This is a genomic window from Colwellia sp. 75C3, assembly GCF_002836255.1.
Lineage (GTDB): Bacteria > Pseudomonadota > Gammaproteobacteria > Enterobacterales > Alteromonadaceae > Colwellia.
In genome coordinates, this window is record NZ_PJAU01000032.1 from 595,267 (window position 1) to 612,127 (window position 16,861).

Sequence of the window (16,861 nt, forward strand, 5' to 3'; positions counted from 1 at the left end):
AAAAATCAGCGCCCTATTCTTTCAAAAAAGTTGTATCGTGATCTTTCAATAAAACATTATCGAAGTAATTAAAACTGATTGTGTTATTCACCGATATATGAGAAATACTAACCGTTTTAGCGTCGCCTCTTTGCATATTAACAGAATACTTACCTATGGCTTCAGTTGAAAAATGAAAGCCTTTATGCTGAATTGATAAAGGCATATTCTTATCAACAATGTTATTAAATCGATGTTTTCTTTTTTGACTAACGTCTATAAAATCAACGCTTGATGAAGTGATAGGTAAATCAGCCTCACTAAGATTAAGTTCATTTCCCGTCCATTTGAAACTTTGCACTCGTTGATTTTTTATCGATAAATCTTCCGGGAATATACAAAGCTGAAACGGCTGATAAACACGTAAATCCATCATTTGAAATTGTTTAATAATATCGCCATCAAGGCGTAATAACGATAAAATCAGCTCCCCCCTACTTACTATGCTTTTATTATCATTAAATGAACCTTGATAATAATTTAATAGCGCTAGTGACAAACCTTTTTTAGTTACCGCAATCCAAGTACCTTGCCCTTGTGGGTCTATAGGGTAAATGGCGTTTGAAGTTTGATTAATGGTTGGTGGCGTTGCTAAAGCTCTTGAACGTTGCTCGTCGCGGTTAAAGAATAATTCATAACCATTATCATTGAGTAAATAAGTTAGCGTACACATAAGGTTATTGTAAATCTGCTTTGTCTGTAGCCTCGGATAGCTGAGTATTTTCTCTCATATAGGTTGCGGTAGCTGGAGCTAGACCAAATGTTTGAGGTAAAGCCTTGGTCTGTGCAAACGATATTTGAACAATCATGGCATAATGATGTACCGCATGACTGCCAGCAAAGACTAACTCACGGGCAATAGAGGTCTGTACTGTTTGCACATTGTGACTTGTCACGGAAACTTCCGTTTTTAGGGTAACAAGTTTGTTTAATTGCGCTTCATTAAGGTTTTTAATCCAATCGGCTATTTCATTTAATTTGTCTATCGCAAGTGTTGGCGACAACTCGACATGACTACCACGCATTCTTTTATCATAATCGATCAACTTATTATCCAAGCCAGACATTAGAGCAAGGTAATGATCAATAATATGCCGCATATGCGAGCCTGCTGAACTGATAAAGTTAGGCGTTATTATAGCGCTATAGTCTTCTTTAGAGACGCTATTGAGGTATAACTGACCTTGTTCAATGATTTCCAACTGACTTTTGAGCATTTTTCTTTATTTCCAACATGTAAATGAACGAAATTATTTTTTCGTTCGACTTTTTAATATCACTTCAATAAGTTCTTCCGGTACCTTTTCGGCCGGGTCTGCTTTAGTAAAACCTGCTTGAGACATGCGAATTGTATTTTTATATTTACGTACATAATCCTTACACTCTTTACACAGCCTTAAATGCAATTTAAATGTTAAGTGTTCTGTATAGGATAATTGGCCTTCATGAAAATCATATAAAAAATCGTCTATTTCTTCGCACGTTAGCATAGCTGGAATATATTTAGTCATTAATCGTTTAATCATTAACATGCTAATTCACCTTCCAATTATCTTCTAATCTGTCTTTGTCTTTCTGCTCTAAAATAGACTTCAAAAGCAACCTTGCTCTGTGAAGTTGAGTTTTTACTGATGCTTCAGATATACCTATTATATTGGCTGTTTCTTTGGTACTTATTTCTTGGATGTCTCTAAGCAGTAAAACGTTACAATATTTTTCAGGAAGCTGATAAATAAGTTCATTAAGTGAGAATTTCGTTTCGTTTTTTTCAAATAACGCTTCAATATTATGACCTAACCCTTCCATTAAACTCTGCTCCGAATTATCACTAAAAACGGTACGCTCGCCATGTTCATTATAGTGTTGAGTAAAGCTTTCAAGTGGTAGCGTATTCTGTCTTTTCTTTTGTCTTATTATCATTAAGGCTTCATTGACGGTAATACGGTGCAACCAAGTCATTAAGCTTGAGTCTTTGTTGAAAGTGGATATTTTTTTGAAGACTTGAATAAACGCTTTTTGCAAAGCTTCTTGTGCATCATCATCTGAAGTAAAAAATCGACGAGCAACCGCATACATTCTTGCACTGTATTGCCGTACCAATATTTCATAAGCTAAATCATCATTACCAATTAGCTTATCAATAAGTTGATTTTCTTTATCTTGTTCTGAAATGGTTGAGGGGGATTCTTTCAACAGCTTGTAACCCTTTTAATTATCGAACATCTAATAGCTAAATTAACGAATATTTACTTAAAAATCACTATTAAAGTATCGCTATTTATTGAGTGGCTTTTTAGCACCGATGATATTGATAATTTGTTTGGTACCTGTATTTGGATGGGAGGTACTAAAATAGAGCTTTTGAAGGGATTGTTAAATGATTTGGCAATACTGAATGGACGCGTAGGTTTACCTTTTCCATTTTTAATGGCTATTTTGGTGACAGCGGCTGAATTTTTCGGTGCTACCTCAGTATAAATTTAGAGTAATAACTTTAAGTAAGCTATATATAACAAATAGTAATAAAAAACTTTTATTTATTACTTGCAGCTATCTTAATTAAGCAGTAGTGTAAACAGTATCAAAACAAATTATTTTTTTAAGCTGTTAACTTAATTTTACAATACCACCAAGTTAACAGAAAATGACTAACTATTAGAGACTTTACCCATGATTATTAACCTGAATAGCCGACATCATCACCATCATAACAACTAGCCCATTCAGGTTTACTTATTAAGTAAATTACTGAAGGGCAAGTGGCCTTTCAGTGGTTTAAAAAAGCATAATAGAATCTCTTAATAGATATAACTGTAATTGCTAAACCCCCGAAAGAGTCACGACTCTCTCGGGGGTTTTTCGCATTTTAGCGATTAAGAAATTGTATATACATGCCGAATTTTAAAGATTAAGACAATAGGAATTACCAATATGAGCACATCAGAACCACGTTTACGCATTGCCATGCAAAAGTCAGGTCGCCTTAGTGACGACACACAGAAACTACTTAAGCTTTGTGGATTAAAGTTAAACCTGAGCGATAGAAGGTTATTAGCGCATGTAAGTAATATGCCAATTGATATTATGCGTGTTCGCAGTAGCGACATTCCTGGCTTAGTTATGGACGGTGTTTGTGACTTAGGTATTGTTGGTGATAATACCCTAGAAGAAGAAGAGCTAGATCGCCAACTAAAGGGCAACAAGTCTGATTACATACGCACGACTACATTAGACTTTGGCGCTTGTCGTTTTTCAATTGCAATGCCGGAAGAATTTGAATACACAGGTTTAGATTGTTTAAACGGTTTACGTTTTGCCACAACTTATCCACACTTATTAAATCGTTTTGCTAAAGCTAATGGCATTAATGTCGAGTTTTGTTTGTTAAAAGGCTCGGTTGAAGTAGCACCTCGCGTAGGCTTAGCTGACGGTATTTGTGACTTAGTTTCGACCGGCGCAACCCTTGAGGCTAATGGCTTAAAAGAAGTGGCTGAAGTCTTTCGTTCAAAAGCCTCTCTTATTCAACGATCTGATTCCTTGGGCGGAGAGAAACAAGCTATTTTAGATACTTTGATACCACGTATTCACGGTGTCATGAAAGCTAAAGAAAGCAAATACATAATGCTGCACGCACCAACAAATAAAGTAGCAGAAGTCAGTAAATTAATGCCGGGCACAGAAACACCTACAGTTTTACCACTTGCTGGACGTGAAGATATGGTCGCTGTGCATGTAGTAGCAACAGAAACATTCTTTTGGGAAACCATGGAACAATTAAAAGCCTTAGGTTGTCACTCAATCCTGGTTATGCCTATTGAAAAGATGATGGGCTAAATTTATTTACCTCATGGCTAGTTAGCACATGAACAGCATCGATGGTACTCATTGACTAACGTCAACTCCGTGCCTTCTCTTTGTTCTTGCACTAACTAGCGGCGAGCTAAAGTAAATTATTTTTTACTTATAAAGAAACAGATCCTCGAAGTATTAGGAACAAGTAATTATGATTAATCAACTAATCAATTGGCAAGAATTATCAGAGCAGCAACAAAGATTCGCACTTGCTCGACCTGCAATAGCAGATAGCGCTTTATTATCAACGCAAGTTGCCAATATTATTTCGCAAGTTAAGAATCAAGGCGATAAGGCTATTTATGCGTTAACTGAACAGTTTGATGGCATTGCACTAGACACCTTAAAGGTGAGCCAGCAGCAAGTAGCTCAAGCCAAGTTAGCGCTTAGTGCTAAACGCTTAAAAGCAATAAACACCGCGTATCAACAAATCAGAGCATTTCACAGCGCTCAGCAGCCAACTGATATTACCGTTGAAACTACGCCTGGCGTTAAGTGCACGCTAAAAACTGAAGCGATTGAAAGTGTTGGTCTATATATTCCTGCTGGCTCCGCGCCATTACCTTCAACGGTATTGATGTTAGGTGTTCCTGCACAGCTTACCGGTTGTAAACGCACGGCACTGGTTTGTCCGCCTGATAAAAATGGCCAATTGGCAAATGAAGTATTAGTGGCGGCTGATCTTTGTGGTATTAGTGAAATATATACCGTAGGTGGTGCCCAAGCTATTGCAGCACTTGCTTATGGTACACAAACAATAGCAGCGGTAAATAAAGTCTTTGGCCCTGGTAACCGTTATGTTACTGAAGCAAAAACACAGTTATCACAACAAGTTCCTGGTTTTGCTATTGATATGCCTGCCGGCCCTTCTGAAGTCTTGGTTATCGCAGACGAGCAAGCAAATCCTGCTTTTATCGCTGCCGACTTATTATCACAAGCAGAGCACGGTGTTGATAGCCAAGTAATACTACTTAGTGATAGTGAATCGTTAATCACACGAGTATCTACAGAGTTAGAAAAACAATTAGCCACATTGTCACGACGTGAAATTGCTGAACAAGCATTAACCCAATCTCGCTTAATATTAACTAAAGATTTATCTCAAGCAGTTGCCGTATCGAATGAATACGGCCCAGAGCACTTAATTATTCAAACTGAAGATGCCCCCACCTTGCTTGCTAGTTTACGTAATGCAGGTTCAATTTTTGTTGGTGCTTATACACCAGAATCTGCGGGTGATTATGCTAGCGGCACCAACCACGTATTACCGACTTATGGTTATTCAAAGGTGATATCAAGTTTATCACTAGCCGATTTCTCTCGTCGTTATACCGTGCAAGAAATTACCAAATCAGGTTTGGCGAGTTTAGCTGAATGCATTATTGAGTTAACTGATGCTGAAGGCTTAGATGCACATCAGCGCGCTGTGACTATTCGCTTAGAAGAAGGCGCTTAGTTATGACCTTATCAAAGAATATGACCTCATCAGCGAAGAGTAGTGTAGTCGCTAGCACCTTAATAGAGAAGTTAGCAAGAGAAGAGCTGGTCGATATGGTGCCATATCAGTCTGCAAGGCGTTTATTTGCCAGTGGTGATAATGAGCAAGCTAATAGCAAAACATGGCTTAATGCTAATGAAGCACCTGGACAAGGTAAATATCAATTAAATAGTGAAAATATTAACCGTTATCCTGATTTTCAGCCAAAAGCGTTATTAAATGCTTACAGTAATTATTGCAGATTACCCGTGGATAACATACTTGCGACACGTGGCGCCGATGAAGGTATCGAACTCATTATTCGCAGCTTTTGTCGAGCTTATCAAGATAGCATTTTAATTTGCCCACCGACCTACGGTATGTATGCCATTAGCGCAGAGAATCATGGCGCAGGCATTGTTAGCGTGCCATTGGTTAATACTTCACAAGCAAAGTGTCAACTAGACCTTGAAGCATTAAAAGCACAAGTGGGTAAGGTAAAAGTCGTCTTTTTATGTTCGCCAGGTAACCCTACGGGCAATACCTTACCTCAAGCACAAATTAAAGCAGCAATAGAGCTATTTAAAGATAGTGCTATCGTTGTTGTTGATGAAGCCTACTATGAATACACCAATACTATATTAGATGGTGAGCAAGTAAATACTAAGCTAATAAGTCAATGTGATAACGTGATTGTACTAAGAACGCTATCAAAGGCATTTGCCTTAGCCGGTTTACGTTGTGGCTTTACCTTGGCAAACAAGGAAATAATAACTTTATTAAGTAAGGTGATTGCGCCCTACCCTATTGCGGCACCGGTTGCAGAAATTGCTAGCCAAGCATTAACTAATGACTTAGTTGTGATGCAAACTAGGGTAAATAGCACCAATAGTTTACGCGAACAATTAAATGTTTGGCTGAAACAGCAACACTGGTGTAGCGATATTTTCCCCAGCGATGCTAACTTTGTATTATTTCGCTGTAATAACGCTGATGAGAAAAGCAAAGTCTTTAATCTATTAGTCGATAACAACATCTTAATTCGCGATCAATCTAAACAACAGCAGCTTGAAAATTGTCTTCGCATTAGCATCGGCAGCGCAGAAGAACTCGAGCAACTGAAGAAGTTATTAATCACATTGTAATTAAAAAATAGCGCTGCATTTACGCTAGCGAAACACAGATAATGAAGAGCATTTTATGAGTAATACCCAAGAGAAAATATTATTTATCGACCGTGACGGTACACTAGTTGAAGAGCCAATTAGTGACAAGCAACTTGATACTTTAGAGAAATTGGTTTTTGAGCCGAATGTCATAGCAGAGCTTTTAAAGCTTCAAAGTAAAGGCTTTAAACTTGTTATGGTTTCCAATCAAGATGGTCTAGGAACAAAAAGCTTCCCACAAAGCGATTTTGATTTACCTCATGACAAAATGATGGAAATATTTAGTTCTCAAGGCATAGTATTTCAAGACGTATTACTTTGTCCTCATTTTGATGAAGACAACTGCAACTGTCGTAAACCTAAACTTGGCTTGGTGAGTGATTACCTTCAGCAAGGTCGTGTTGATTTTGCTAACTCTTTTGTTATTGGTGATAGAGAAACTGATATGGGACTTGCTGCTAACATGGGTATTGTTGGTATCAAATATAATCGTGAGACATTAAATTGGGCTCAGGTTAGCGAGCAAGTTATTACCCAGTTAGAGCAACCAAGAATAGCTACCGTTACTCGTACCACTAAAGAAACTGACATTACGGTAACAGTTAATCTAGATAAAGCCGGTAATAGTAAAATAGATACTGGCCTAGGATTTTTTGATCATATGTTAGATCAAATAGCTACTCACGGCGGCTTTAGCTTAACCTGTAATGTGAGTGGTGATTACCACATTGATGAGCACCACAGTGTTGAAGATACTGCGCTAGCTTTAGGGCAAGCGCTAAAACAGGCACTCGGTAATAAGCGCGGTATTAACCGTTTTGGTTTTACCATCCCTATGGATGAATGCCGTGCTGAATGTGCTATCGATCTTTCTGGCCGTCCTTGGTTAGAGTTTGATGCAGATTTTACCAGTGCTAACGTTGGTACTATGTCGACACAAATGGTGCCACACTTTTTCCGTTCATTAGCTGACTCAATGTTAATTACTTTACATTTATCGACCAGTAAAGGTAATTGCCATCACCAAGTAGAAAGCTTATTTAAAGTGTTTGGCCGAGCATTAGGTCAAGCAATTAAAGTTGATGGTGATGCTATGCCTAGCTCTAAGGGAAGTCTCTAATGTCGAAAGTAATGACAAAGGTCATGTCTACAGGAATGAATGTCATTGTAGATACTGGCTGTGCTAATTTAGCGTCGGTAAAGTTTGCTGTTGAACGCTTGGGTTACCAAGTAACTATCACTGATGATGTTGCCTTAATACAAAGCGCTGATAAGGTAATATTACCCGGTGTAGGTACAGCTAAACATGCCATGGCTAATATCAAAGCTAAAAACTTAGTCAATGTACTGCAAAACTTAACTCAACCCGTACTTGGCTTTTGCTTAGGCATGCAGTTAATGACAGAGTCATCAACTGAAGGTAACTGTACTCGTAACATAGTACCGTGCTTAAACTTAATTCCAACAAAAATTGAGCCATTAAAAGCGCAAGAAAATAGATTGCCACATATGGGGTGGAATACACTAACCCAAGTAAGCAGCCACCCTATTTTCAACGGTATTTCTGTCGGCGATTATTTTTATTTTGTACACAGCTTTGCTGCACCAATAAGTGATTACACCATTGCGAGTTGCGAATACGGTAGTACTTTTTCTGCAGCCATTGCCAAAGACAATTTTATTGGTTGTCAATTTCACCCTGAGCGTTCAAGCGCTTTAGGCAGTAAAATAATCCAGAATTTTCTAGAATTAGACGCTACAGAACTTAATCAGGAGCAAACCAAACTATGATGATCCCAGCGATAGATTTAATTGGCGGTGAAGTAGTTCGCTTATACCAAGGCGATTATGCTCAGAAAACAAATTACCAATTTACCGTACAAGAACGTCAACAATCCTATGCAAAATCAGGTGCTACTGTTATGCACTTTGTTGATTTAGACGGTGCTAAAGACAGTACTAAACGTCAGTTAGAAACATTGAAAACAGTGGTAAAACATCCTTCAATGATCATTCAAGTTGGTGGTGGTGTTCGTTGTGAAGATGACGTTAAACAATTATTAGCACTAGGTGCTGATCGTGTTGTTATTGGTAGTTTAGCCATTAAACAGCCTGAACTTGTCACCCAATGGCTTAAAACATATGGCTGTGAAAAGATTGTGCTAGCACTAGATATTAAAATTGATGCACAAGGCAATAAAACGCTTCCTACTCATGGTTGGATTGAAGACAGTGGTGTTAACTTAGAAGATTTACTTGCCCAATATCAAGATGCCGGTATAAAACATGTTTTGTGTACCGATATTAGTAAAGACGGTACCTTAACGGGCACTAATGTAGATTTGTATACTGAAGTTTGTGCTAAGTATCCAGAAATTGATTGGCAAGCATCAGGTGGCATTGGCAGCTTAGCTGATATTAAAGCACTCATTCCAACAGGTGTTAGTGGCGTGATATTAGGCCGTTCATTGCTTGAGGGTAAATTCACTTTAGAAGAGGCAATTGCCTGTTGGCCACAAGTGGAGAATAGCTCATGTTAGCTAGACGAATTATTCCTTGCTTAGATGTACGAGATGGCAAAGTAGTGAAAGGCGTACAGTTCCGTAATCATGAAATTATTGGTGATATTGTGCCCTTGGCTAAGCAATATGCTGAAGCTGGCGCAGATGAACTAGTTTTTTATGATATTACCGCAAGCTCAGATGGTCGTGTGGTTGATAAAAGTTGGGTCAGTCGGATTGCAGAAGTTATTGATATTCCTTTTTGTGTCGCTGGCGGCATCAAAAGCGAAGCTGATGCTAAAGAAATTTTAATGATGGGCGCTGATAAAATTAGCATAAACTCCCCTGCTCTACGGGATCCAGAATTAATTACGCGCTTAGCTGATGTTTTTGGTCAACAGTGTATTGTTGTTGGTGTTGACAGTTTTTATAACAAAGATGCTAATGATGGCAAAGGCGAATATCAAGTTTATCAATTTACTGGTGATGAAGAGCGTACTAAGAAAACGGGATGGACCACCTTTGATTGGATTAAGAAAGTCGTTAGTTTAGGTGCAGGTGAAATAGTCTTAAATTGCATGAATCAAGATGGCGTTCGTCAAGGTTATGATATTGAACAATTAAAGCAAGCTAGAGCTGTTTGTAGCGTACCATTAATAGCCTCTGGTGGCGCAGGTACTATAGAACACTTCAGTGATGTTTACCTGCAAGCCGATGTTGACGGCGCACTAGCAGCTTCAGTTTTTCATAAAGGTGTTATTGCCATTAAAGATTTAAAAGATTATTTAAAAGACCAAAATATTGAGGTAAGACCATGTTAGTAAACCAAAATAATATCGATGCGTTAGCATGGGATAAGATGGACAACTTAATTCCTGCCATTATTCAACACGCTGCAACTGGTGCAGTATTAATGCAAGGCTATATGAATCAAGCCTCACTGACAGCTACATTAACCACAGGTAAAGCGACTTTCTTTAGCCGCTCAAAACAAGCGTTATGGGTTAAAGGTGAAACCTCTGGTAACTTCCTAGAAGTACAGCAAGTGCTAACTGATTGTGATAACGATAGTCTACTTATTGCTTGTACTCCTATTGGCCCAAGTTGTCACCTAGGTACTGAGTCTTGCTTCCCTGAGCAAAAATTAACTCAACAAAATTTTTTAAGTCAACTTGAACAAGTCATAGAGCAGAAAAAAGGTGAAGATCCAAAAGAGAGTTATACAGCACATTTATTTTCTCGCGGCACAACGAAGATGGCACAAAAAGTTGGTGAAGAAGGCGTTGAAGTGGCACTTGCTGCAGTAGCTGAAACAAAAGAAGATTTGTTAGGTGAATGTGCTGACTTGTTTTATCACACACTTGTATTACTTGCTGATCAAAAAATTGAACTAAGTGAAGTGATGGCTGTGCTGCAAGAACGCCATAAAAAATAATCTTTCACTAAATCACATACCGTTTAAGCTACTTTGCTAAATAGCGGCATCCTTGTTATGTTTAATACAACAAGGATGCTTTTACTTAACACCAGTAATCTAATTATACGGCGTTCTTTATGGCAAATTTATCTTCTGGCTTTCATCGAGTGTTATTCACTAAAGTACTACTTATCGTTACTCTGCTTTGCATTACACAATATGTGTATGCAAGAAATAATAGTGTTCTTATCTATATTCGTGATGATGTCTACGTTGACTACCTACAATTTGTCGCTGATAGAGATATTAGCATAATAGATGATTTTTCAGGTGAGAACATCCGACGCGATGTAGTCGACATGATTATTGCTCAACAGGCTCTCAAATTGGGAGGCTTTACACATAGATTCAGTTACGCCCCTGGTAAGGTTAATTTCCGTAATACTAAGATGTTACAAAATGGCCAACTACTTATTAGTTTTGACTCCTATTGGCAGCAGGATGCTCTCCCCCTCGCCAACAAAGTCTATATTTCTGACGAAGTTATCCGCAATGGTGAGTACGTCGCGGGTATCTATACAAGCCCTCAAAACAGTAAAACCTTAGCCGTAAATCAATTAAGTGACCTTACTGAATTATCCGCAATATCAACACCTAAATGGCGTACAGATTGGAAAACATTGCAGCAGTTGCCACTTAAAAGTCTGACTCAGGACGATTCTTGGCTTTCTATGGTACGAATGGTAAATATACAATGGATAGATTTTATCTTGATGCCATTTAACTCTACCCCGGATCAAAGCTTCACCATGGATAAAGTACATTTAGTACCGGTTAAAAACATTGGTGTGGTACTTAAAGACTCTCGCCATTTTGTCATTAGTAAAGCACACCCCAAGGGACAAGAAGCTTACTTAGCAATTAACAAAGGTCTGAAAATATTGCGTAAACAAGGAGCTATCGTAAAAGCATATCAGCAGGCTGGTTTTTTTGTCGATACTGATATAGTCAAAATAATAAATCCTTAATAAAATGCTATACCCCATCAGTTGCTAATACCTCATAAGCTATCGAATTTGTTAATAACATGTAGTAACATGTTGCAAAATAAAAATGATTTCATGATCCTACATGAGACACCATAAGAAGTACCTGCTAAGGAGTGGCTATGTTTAAACGTAGAGCAATAAAAAAATATGGTAATAAACTTTTACCAAAACTACAGCACCGTTATGGTGAGCAGACGTTCTATAATGCCAGCCAAGTTAGGGCAACAATTTATCAATGTAATTTTAATCCGAGTTACTTGCCGCTAGGATATTTACTTTTTCTTGACTCTTGTGACCTAAGTAAAGTCATTACAATTGAATTCCCTGAACTGTGTATTCGAAAGTATAAAGAAGAAATTAAAGATTATCTTAATGAACGTAAGTATTATGGTTACTTAAAACTACTAAGCATTTAATTAAAGCTATTAATGATGATAATAAAGACTAATTGGCAAACAAAGAAATTTGAACAACTATCACTCAACCAATTATATGATGTACTAAAATTACGGGTTGATGTTTTTGTTGTTGAACAAACCTGTTTTTATCCCGATTTAGATGGTGAAAAAGACCTGTTAGACAGACATCCTCAAACGTTACACCTATTAGGTTATCAAGCAGAACAACTTGTTGCTTATCTCCGTATTTTGCCAAAGGGGCAAAATTACCCTGACAATGTCAGCATTGGACGTGTGGTAACAGCACCTAAAGCAAGAGGTGGTGGCCTAGGTCATCAGTTAATGATAGAAGGGTTAACTATGTGTCAGCAGTACTTTCCTAACGAAACTATCAAGATTTCAGCACAACAACATTTAAAAGACTATTATCAAAAGCATGGTTTCATTCAGGTGTCTGAAATGTACCTAGAAGATGATATCCCCCACATTGCTATGCTTAGAGAATAAGACCAACAACGCTATTTTAGTATTCATCTTATAACGCTATTAGCACTTGATATAGCTATTATATAAACAAAAAAACTCGCCTTGGCGAGTTTTTTATTAACTAAATTATTATATTTTAAGCTAATTGAGCTGATAATAATTGGTTAACTTTTTCAACAGCTTGAGTGCCATCAATAGTTAAGTAGCTACAGTTACCTGATTTAGCTTCTGCTTGATAGAAGTCAACTAAAGGCTTAGTTTGCTCGTGGTAAATAGCTAAACGTTTACGTACTGTTGCTTCTTCGTCATCAGGACGAATAGATAAATCATCACCTGAAACATCATCTTTACCTTCAACTTTTGGCGGATTGTAAACAAGGTGATAAACACGACCTGAACCAGAATGTACACGACGGCCTGCCATACGTTCAACAATGACTTCGTCTGGTACATCAAACTCAAGTACATGGTCTACGCTGATATCATTTTCTTTCATGGCATCTGCTTGTGGAATGGTACGTGGGAAACCATCAAGTAGAAAACCTGCTTTACAATCATCTTGAGCTACACGCTCTTTGACTAATCCAATAATTAGATCATCAGAAACTAATTGTCCTGCATCCATTACTGCTTGAGCTTTATTACCTAGCTCAGAGCCTGCTTTTATAGCAGCGCGTAGCATATCGCCCGTTGAGATTTGTGGGATACCAAATTTAGCCATTAAAAATTGTGCTTGGGTGCCTTTACCAGCGCCTGGAGCACCTAATAAAACAATGCGCATATTATGTAACCTTAAATTGATGATTGAAGTGTTAAAGTAAGTATTACCTTTGCTAAATAGCTAAATATTCTGTTTGATCGAGCAAAGGTAATAATTCTTAGGTTTACAATAAAGCCGGCAGACACTATACAAGTTAGGCTATGTGCAAACAAGTGGTGAAAGGCCTATTGAGCAAAAAAGGAGGTGTTTCATGCTTGAAACCCTCCTTTTTAAGACTAAAGTATTATCTAAATCTTATGTAACGATTATAGAATTTACTTTGTAAGATTTAGCATTAGCTTATTCAAGCGTGAAACGAAGCTTGCTGGATCTTTTAAGCTACCACGTTCCGCTAACATCGCTTGTTCAAATAATACTTCAACCCATTGATTGAACATTTCATCATCTTGCTCATCAGCTACATGCTTGATCAGTGCATGCTCACCATTAATCTCAAAGATAGGTAATGTATCTGGTACTTCTTGACCAACTGATGCCATTAACTTAGCCATTTGGCTGCTCATGTCATCATCATCAGCAACGATACAAGCAGGTGATTCAGTCAAGCGTTGAGAAAGTTTAACTTCTTTAACTTTACCTTCTAAACTACCTTTAATGCGCTTAACAACAGAATCATACTCTTTTTCAAGTTTCTCTTGTGCTTCCTTTGTTTCCGCATCGTCCATATCGCCAAGATCAAGTCCACCACGAGTAACTGACTGTAATTGCTTACCATCAAACTCAGTTAGATGACTCACTAACCATTCATCAATGCGATCAGACATTAATAATACTTCAATACCCTTCTTACGGAATACTTCTAAGTGAGGACTGTTCTTTGCAGCTTCAAAGCTATCAGCAACAACAAAGTAAACTTTATCCTGACCTTCTTTCATACGCTCAATATATGAAGCGATAGAAACATTTTGTGTAGTCGAATCTTCATGGGTAGAAGCAAAACGAAGTAAACCAGCAATTTGTTCTTTATTAGATTGGTCTTCAGCCGGACCTTCTTTTAACACTTGTCCAAACTCATCCCAAAAACCTTGGTATTTTTCAGCATCGTTATTACCAAGCTTTTCTAGCATCTTCAGTACACGCTTAGTACAACCTTTACGAATCGCTTGAGTGACCTTATTATCTTGCAAGATTTCACGAGAAACATTCAAAGGTAAATCGTTAGAATCCAAAAGACCTTTTACAAAACGTAAGTAAGTCGGCATGAACTGTTCAGCATCATCCATAATAAATACACGCTGTACAAACAACTTCAAACCATGTTGTTTTTCGCGGTTGTACATATCAAATGGTGCTTTACTTGGTACATATAAAAGAGAAGTATATTCTGTTTTGCCTTCTACTCGATTATGTTCCCACAATAAAGGATCACCAAAGTCATGCGAAACATGCTTGTAGAATTCTTTATACTCTTCATCTGTAATATCAGCTTTTTCACGTGTCCATAAAGCCGTAGCCTTATTAACAGGTTCCCAAAGTGCAGGAATAGCATCAATTGCGTCAGCAGCTGGTCTTGTTACATTATCTTTTTCATCTGTCACTTCAGCTACAGCTTCAACAGCAGGAACTTCTGCAGTTAACATTTCAACTGACACAGAAATGTGATCTGAGTACTTAGTAACAATAGACTTTAAACGCCAGTCATCAGCGTATTCTGATTCATCTTCTTTTAAATGAAGAATGATATCAGTACCGCGATTAGTCTTCTCTATTTTAGCCGTAGTGAATTCACCTTCACCTGCACTAACCCACTCAACACCATCCGTTGCACTATCACCAGCTTTACGGGTACGAACAGTTACTTTATCAGCAACAATAAATGCAGAGTAAAAACCAACACCAAATTGACCGATAAGTTGTGAGTCTGATGCTTGATCACCTGACAGTTGCGAGAAGAACTCAGCAGTACCAGATTTTGCGATAGTACCTAAATGCTCAATAACTTCGTCAACGTTCATGCCGATGCCATTGTCAGAAATTGTTAAGGTATTGTTTTCTTTATTACAGCTAACACGAACACGAAGCTCACCATCGTTTTCGTACAATGTATTATCCGATAATGCTTTAAAACGAAGCTTGTCTGCAGCATCAGCGGCATTAGATACTAACTCACGCAAAAAGATTTCTTTATTTGAATAGAGTGAGTGGATCATTAATTGTAGTATTTTGGCGTTGTCCGATGCAAACGCATGATTTTGTACTTGATTAGTTTCTGACATCTGAAAAATCTCCGGTGAAAAATTATTAATGTACTTTTAAAAAGTTGTTAGAAACTATGTGGGGTTAACGATAAAAAATTCAAGGGAAAATGATGGATTGATTGGTAATTGGCAACAATTATTATATAGAGTGGTTTAATAACAACCCTAAATTTTACTAGAAAGAAGCAAGATGATATTTACCTAATGGATTACATCAAATAGATAGCTAAAATTAGATAATTGCAGCCATTTCTAAAAGAATGACTTATTACTGAATTACAAAATACATTAGCAAGGTTCCGAAGTAGGAGGTGCCCCCCTACTTCGGAATTATATACATGGGAGAAACGATTGACAGATCAGATCCAACCAAAATGTATACTGTTATTAATTTGTCACTTAGGGATTAAACTTCAAATTATTAACATAATCATACTACTCAACAATAAGTATAATGTATACAATCCATTGGTAATATAATATTACTAATGGAACTAAATCATAATTTTTAAATTCGGATTTATAAAAACAGTCACTGCTCCTTTGATTTTTTGAGCTAATATTTAATTACTATCAAAATGTTATCGTAAATTTTCAGTTTAAACTGTCAAATAAAATTATACTAATATCATTCCGAGCACCTTCTCCTACCCTACAATTACAGCTAATTATTTTACGAGCTATTATTGTTACAAGGATTACTTACATGAAACCAAGTACTGAAATGTTAGTTAGGGTCTTCTCGTGTACCAAAGTAAAAATAGACGCCTAATTATTTTCTACTTTCATATGGTCATACCTAACACTTATTGGGGATAAACTTTAAACCTCAGACACAACAATCCCTATTCTTTCGAATCGGGCTTCTCGTGTGCAAAAGCACAAATTAGAAGGGGAGAATGTCCTACTCTCACATGGGCATAACTAACATGAGTCACACTACCATCGGTGCAATTGCGCTTTACTTCTGAAGCACTGTGACAAAGAAGACGAATATAGTCAGGTGGGGCCTCAATAGGTAGGCGGCTTATTTTGCAAAGAAAGTATTCGCGCTTTTACTAAACATCAAAAAGCAAAAAAGCCCGTTACTTTCGTAACGGGATTTTCGTGTGTCGCAGCACAAATTAGAAGTGGTGAATGTCAACTATCACATGGGCTTAACTAACATAAGTCACACTACTATTGGCGCAACTGCGTTTCACTTCTGAAGCACTGTGACAAGGAAGACGAATATAATCAGGTGGGTCCTCAATAGGTAGGCGGCTTATTTTGTAAAGAAAGTATTCGCGCTTTTACTAAACGTCAAAAAGCAAAAAAGCCCGCTACCAGTGTAACGGGCTTCTCGTGTGCCTAAGCACAAATTAGAAGTGGAGAATGTATTACTATCACATGGGCTTTACTGCGACATAAGTCACACTACCATCGGCGCAACTGCGTGCGGCTTGTAGGCGGGAATTTATTCGCGCTTATCTTAATTGTTTAAAATCCCAAACAGCA

17 protein-coding genes are annotated in these 16,861 nt (G+C 37.6%); 11 read left to right on the forward strand and 6 right to left on the reverse strand.

The genetic code is table 11. The features are described from left to right. Window positions 1–13: 13 nt before the first annotated feature. The 4 genes from CXF85_RS04465 to CXF85_RS04480 are packed head-to-tail and all read right to left on the reverse strand — an operon-like array spanning window position 14 to window position 2,232. A complete protein-coding gene (locus tag CXF85_RS04465; protein ID WP_101227296.1) occupies window positions 14–712 on the reverse strand; it encodes an NRDE family protein in 699 nt (232 codons plus the stop codon). A gap of 4 nt (window positions 713–716) precedes the next feature. After that, a complete protein-coding gene (locus CXF85_RS04470) occupies window positions 717–1,256 on the reverse strand; it encodes a hypothetical protein (protein ID WP_101227297.1) in 540 nt (179 codons plus the stop codon). A gap of 33 nt (window positions 1,257–1,289) precedes the next feature. Next, the gene (locus CXF85_RS04475; protein ID WP_101227298.1) at window positions 1,290–1,571 is read right to left on the reverse strand and encodes an anti-sigma factor family protein; all 282 of its coding nucleotides are present in this window, start codon (window positions 1,569–1,571) and stop codon (window positions 1,290–1,292) included. Between the two features lies 1 nt (window position 1,572). After that, on the reverse strand, window positions 1,573–2,232 hold the full coding sequence (locus CXF85_RS04480) for a sigma-70 family RNA polymerase sigma factor (RefSeq protein ID WP_101227299.1): 660 nt from the start codon (window positions 2,230–2,232) through the stop codon (window positions 1,573–1,575). Between the two features lie 738 nt (window positions 2,233–2,970). Between CXF85_RS04480 and hisG the strand changes: the two genes are divergently transcribed. From hisG to CXF85_RS04535, 11 genes are all read left to right on the forward strand, one after another. After that, entirely contained in the window at window positions 2,971–3,873 is a 903-nt protein-coding gene (gene hisG / locus CXF85_RS04485; RefSeq protein ID WP_101227300.1) for an ATP phosphoribosyltransferase, read from the forward strand. A gap of 169 nt (window positions 3,874–4,042) precedes the next feature. Then, a complete protein-coding gene (gene hisD, locus CXF85_RS04490) occupies window positions 4,043–5,347 on the forward strand; it encodes a histidinol dehydrogenase (RefSeq protein WP_101227301.1) in 1,305 nt (434 codons plus the stop codon). Between the two features lie 2 nt (window positions 5,348–5,349). After that, window positions 5,350–6,513 (forward strand): histidinol-phosphate transaminase, encoded by a 1,164-nt coding sequence (gene hisC / locus CXF85_RS04495; protein ID WP_232771064.1) that lies wholly within the window; start codon window positions 5,350–5,352, stop codon window positions 6,511–6,513. A 55-nt stretch (window positions 6,514–6,568) separates the two neighbouring features. Next, window positions 6,569–7,654, forward strand: coding sequence for a bifunctional histidinol-phosphatase/imidazoleglycerol-phosphate dehydratase HisB (hisB, locus tag CXF85_RS04500; RefSeq protein WP_101227302.1), 1,086 nt, complete (start codon window positions 6,569–6,571; stop codon window positions 7,652–7,654). Window positions 7,655–7,677: 23 nt separating this feature from the next. Beyond that, window positions 7,678–8,325 carry an imidazole glycerol phosphate synthase subunit HisH gene (gene hisH, locus CXF85_RS04505; protein ID WP_101227345.1) on the forward strand — a complete coding sequence of 216 codons (648 nt, stop codon included), beginning with the start codon at window positions 7,678–7,680 and terminating at the stop codon, window positions 8,323–8,325. After that, a complete protein-coding gene (gene hisA / locus CXF85_RS04510) occupies window positions 8,322–9,074 on the forward strand; it encodes a 1-(5-phosphoribosyl)-5-[(5-phosphoribosylamino)methylideneamino]imidazole-4-carboxamide isomerase (protein ID WP_101227303.1) in 753 nt (250 codons plus the stop codon). Before hisH ends, hisA begins: the two co-directional genes overlap by 4 nt. After that, the gene (gene hisF / locus CXF85_RS04515; protein WP_101227304.1) at window positions 9,068–9,856 is read left to right on the forward strand and encodes an imidazole glycerol phosphate synthase subunit HisF; all 789 of its coding nucleotides are present in this window, start codon (window positions 9,068–9,070) and stop codon (window positions 9,854–9,856) included. The genes hisA and hisF overlap by 7 nt, the downstream gene beginning before the upstream one ends. Continuing rightward, window positions 9,850–10,470 carry a bifunctional phosphoribosyl-AMP cyclohydrolase/phosphoribosyl-ATP diphosphatase HisIE gene (gene hisIE, locus CXF85_RS04520; RefSeq protein WP_101227305.1) on the forward strand — a complete coding sequence of 207 codons (621 nt, stop codon included), beginning with the start codon at window positions 9,850–9,852 and terminating at the stop codon, window positions 10,468–10,470. The genes hisF and hisIE overlap by 7 nt, the downstream gene beginning before the upstream one ends. Before the next feature lie 119 nt (window positions 10,471–10,589). Continuing rightward, window positions 10,590–11,480 (forward strand): hypothetical protein, encoded by an 891-nt coding sequence (locus CXF85_RS04525; RefSeq protein ID WP_232771065.1) that lies wholly within the window; start codon window positions 10,590–10,592, stop codon window positions 11,478–11,480. Between the two features lie 140 nt (window positions 11,481–11,620). After that, window positions 11,621–11,917 (forward strand): DUF6559 family protein, encoded by a 297-nt coding sequence (locus CXF85_RS04530; RefSeq protein WP_101227306.1) that lies wholly within the window; start codon window positions 11,621–11,623, stop codon window positions 11,915–11,917. A 15-nt stretch (window positions 11,918–11,932) separates the two neighbouring features. Next, window positions 11,933–12,406: a GNAT family N-acetyltransferase gene (locus tag CXF85_RS04535; RefSeq protein ID WP_101227307.1), complete on the forward strand. Its 474-nt coding sequence runs from the start codon at window positions 11,933–11,935 to the stop codon at window positions 12,404–12,406. 115 nt (window positions 12,407–12,521) lie between these two features. Here CXF85_RS04535 and adk read toward each other — a convergent pair whose 3' ends face one another. Continuing rightward, window positions 12,522–13,166 (reverse strand): adenylate kinase, encoded by a 645-nt coding sequence (gene adk, locus CXF85_RS04540; protein ID WP_101227308.1) that lies wholly within the window; start codon window positions 13,164–13,166, stop codon window positions 12,522–12,524. Window positions 13,167–13,420: 254 nt separating this feature from the next. Then, window positions 13,421–15,382 carry a molecular chaperone HtpG gene (gene htpG, locus CXF85_RS04545; RefSeq protein WP_101227309.1) on the reverse strand — a complete coding sequence of 654 codons (1,962 nt, stop codon included), beginning with the start codon at window positions 15,380–15,382 and terminating at the stop codon, window positions 13,421–13,423. Window positions 15,383–16,861 lie beyond the last annotated feature (1,479 nt).

Excerpts from the sequence above, each read along its gene's own strand:
- hisIE (WP_101227305.1), top strand. The coding sequence starts at position 9,850 with ATGTTAGTAAACCAAAATAATATCGATGCGTTAGCATGGGATAAGATG.
- hisD (WP_101227301.1), top strand. The coding sequence starts at position 4,043 with ATGATTAATCAACTAATCAATTGGCAAGAATTATCAGAGCAGCAACAA.
- CXF85_RS04475 (WP_101227298.1), bottom strand. The coding sequence starts at position 1,571 with ATGTTAATGATTAAACGATTAATGACTAAATATATTCCAGCTATGCTA.
- htpG (WP_101227309.1), bottom strand. The coding sequence starts at position 15,382 with ATGTCAGAAACTAATCAAGTACAAAATCATGCGTTTGCATCGGACAAC.
- hisA (WP_101227303.1), top strand. The coding sequence starts at position 8,322 with ATGATGATCCCAGCGATAGATTTAATTGGCGGTGAAGTAGTTCGCTTA.
- CXF85_RS04525 (WP_232771065.1), top strand. The coding sequence starts at position 10,590 with ATGGCAAATTTATCTTCTGGCTTTCATCGAGTGTTATTCACTAAAGTA.
- hisH (WP_101227345.1), top strand. The coding sequence starts at position 7,678 with ATGTCTACAGGAATGAATGTCATTGTAGATACTGGCTGTGCTAATTTA.
- adk (WP_101227308.1), bottom strand. The coding sequence starts at position 13,166 with ATGCGCATTGTTTTATTAGGTGCTCCAGGCGCTGGTAAAGGCACCCAA.
- hisC (WP_232771064.1), top strand. The coding sequence starts at position 5,350 with ATGACCTTATCAAAGAATATGACCTCATCAGCGAAGAGTAGTGTAGTC.
- hisB (WP_101227302.1), top strand. The coding sequence starts at position 6,569 with ATGAGTAATACCCAAGAGAAAATATTATTTATCGACCGTGACGGTACA.
- hisF (WP_101227304.1), top strand. The coding sequence starts at position 9,068 with ATGTTAGCTAGACGAATTATTCCTTGCTTAGATGTACGAGATGGCAAA.
- CXF85_RS04465 (WP_101227296.1), bottom strand. The coding sequence starts at position 712 with ATGTGTACGCTAACTTATTTACTCAATGATAATGGTTATGAATTATTC.
- hisG (WP_101227300.1), top strand. The coding sequence starts at position 2,971 with ATGAGCACATCAGAACCACGTTTACGCATTGCCATGCAAAAGTCAGGT.
- CXF85_RS04535 (WP_101227307.1), top strand. The coding sequence starts at position 11,933 with ATGATAATAAAGACTAATTGGCAAACAAAGAAATTTGAACAACTATCA.
- CXF85_RS04470 (WP_101227297.1), bottom strand. The coding sequence starts at position 1,256 with ATGCTCAAAAGTCAGTTGGAAATCATTGAACAAGGTCAGTTATACCTC.
- CXF85_RS04530 (WP_101227306.1), top strand. The coding sequence starts at position 11,621 with ATGTTTAAACGTAGAGCAATAAAAAAATATGGTAATAAACTTTTACCA.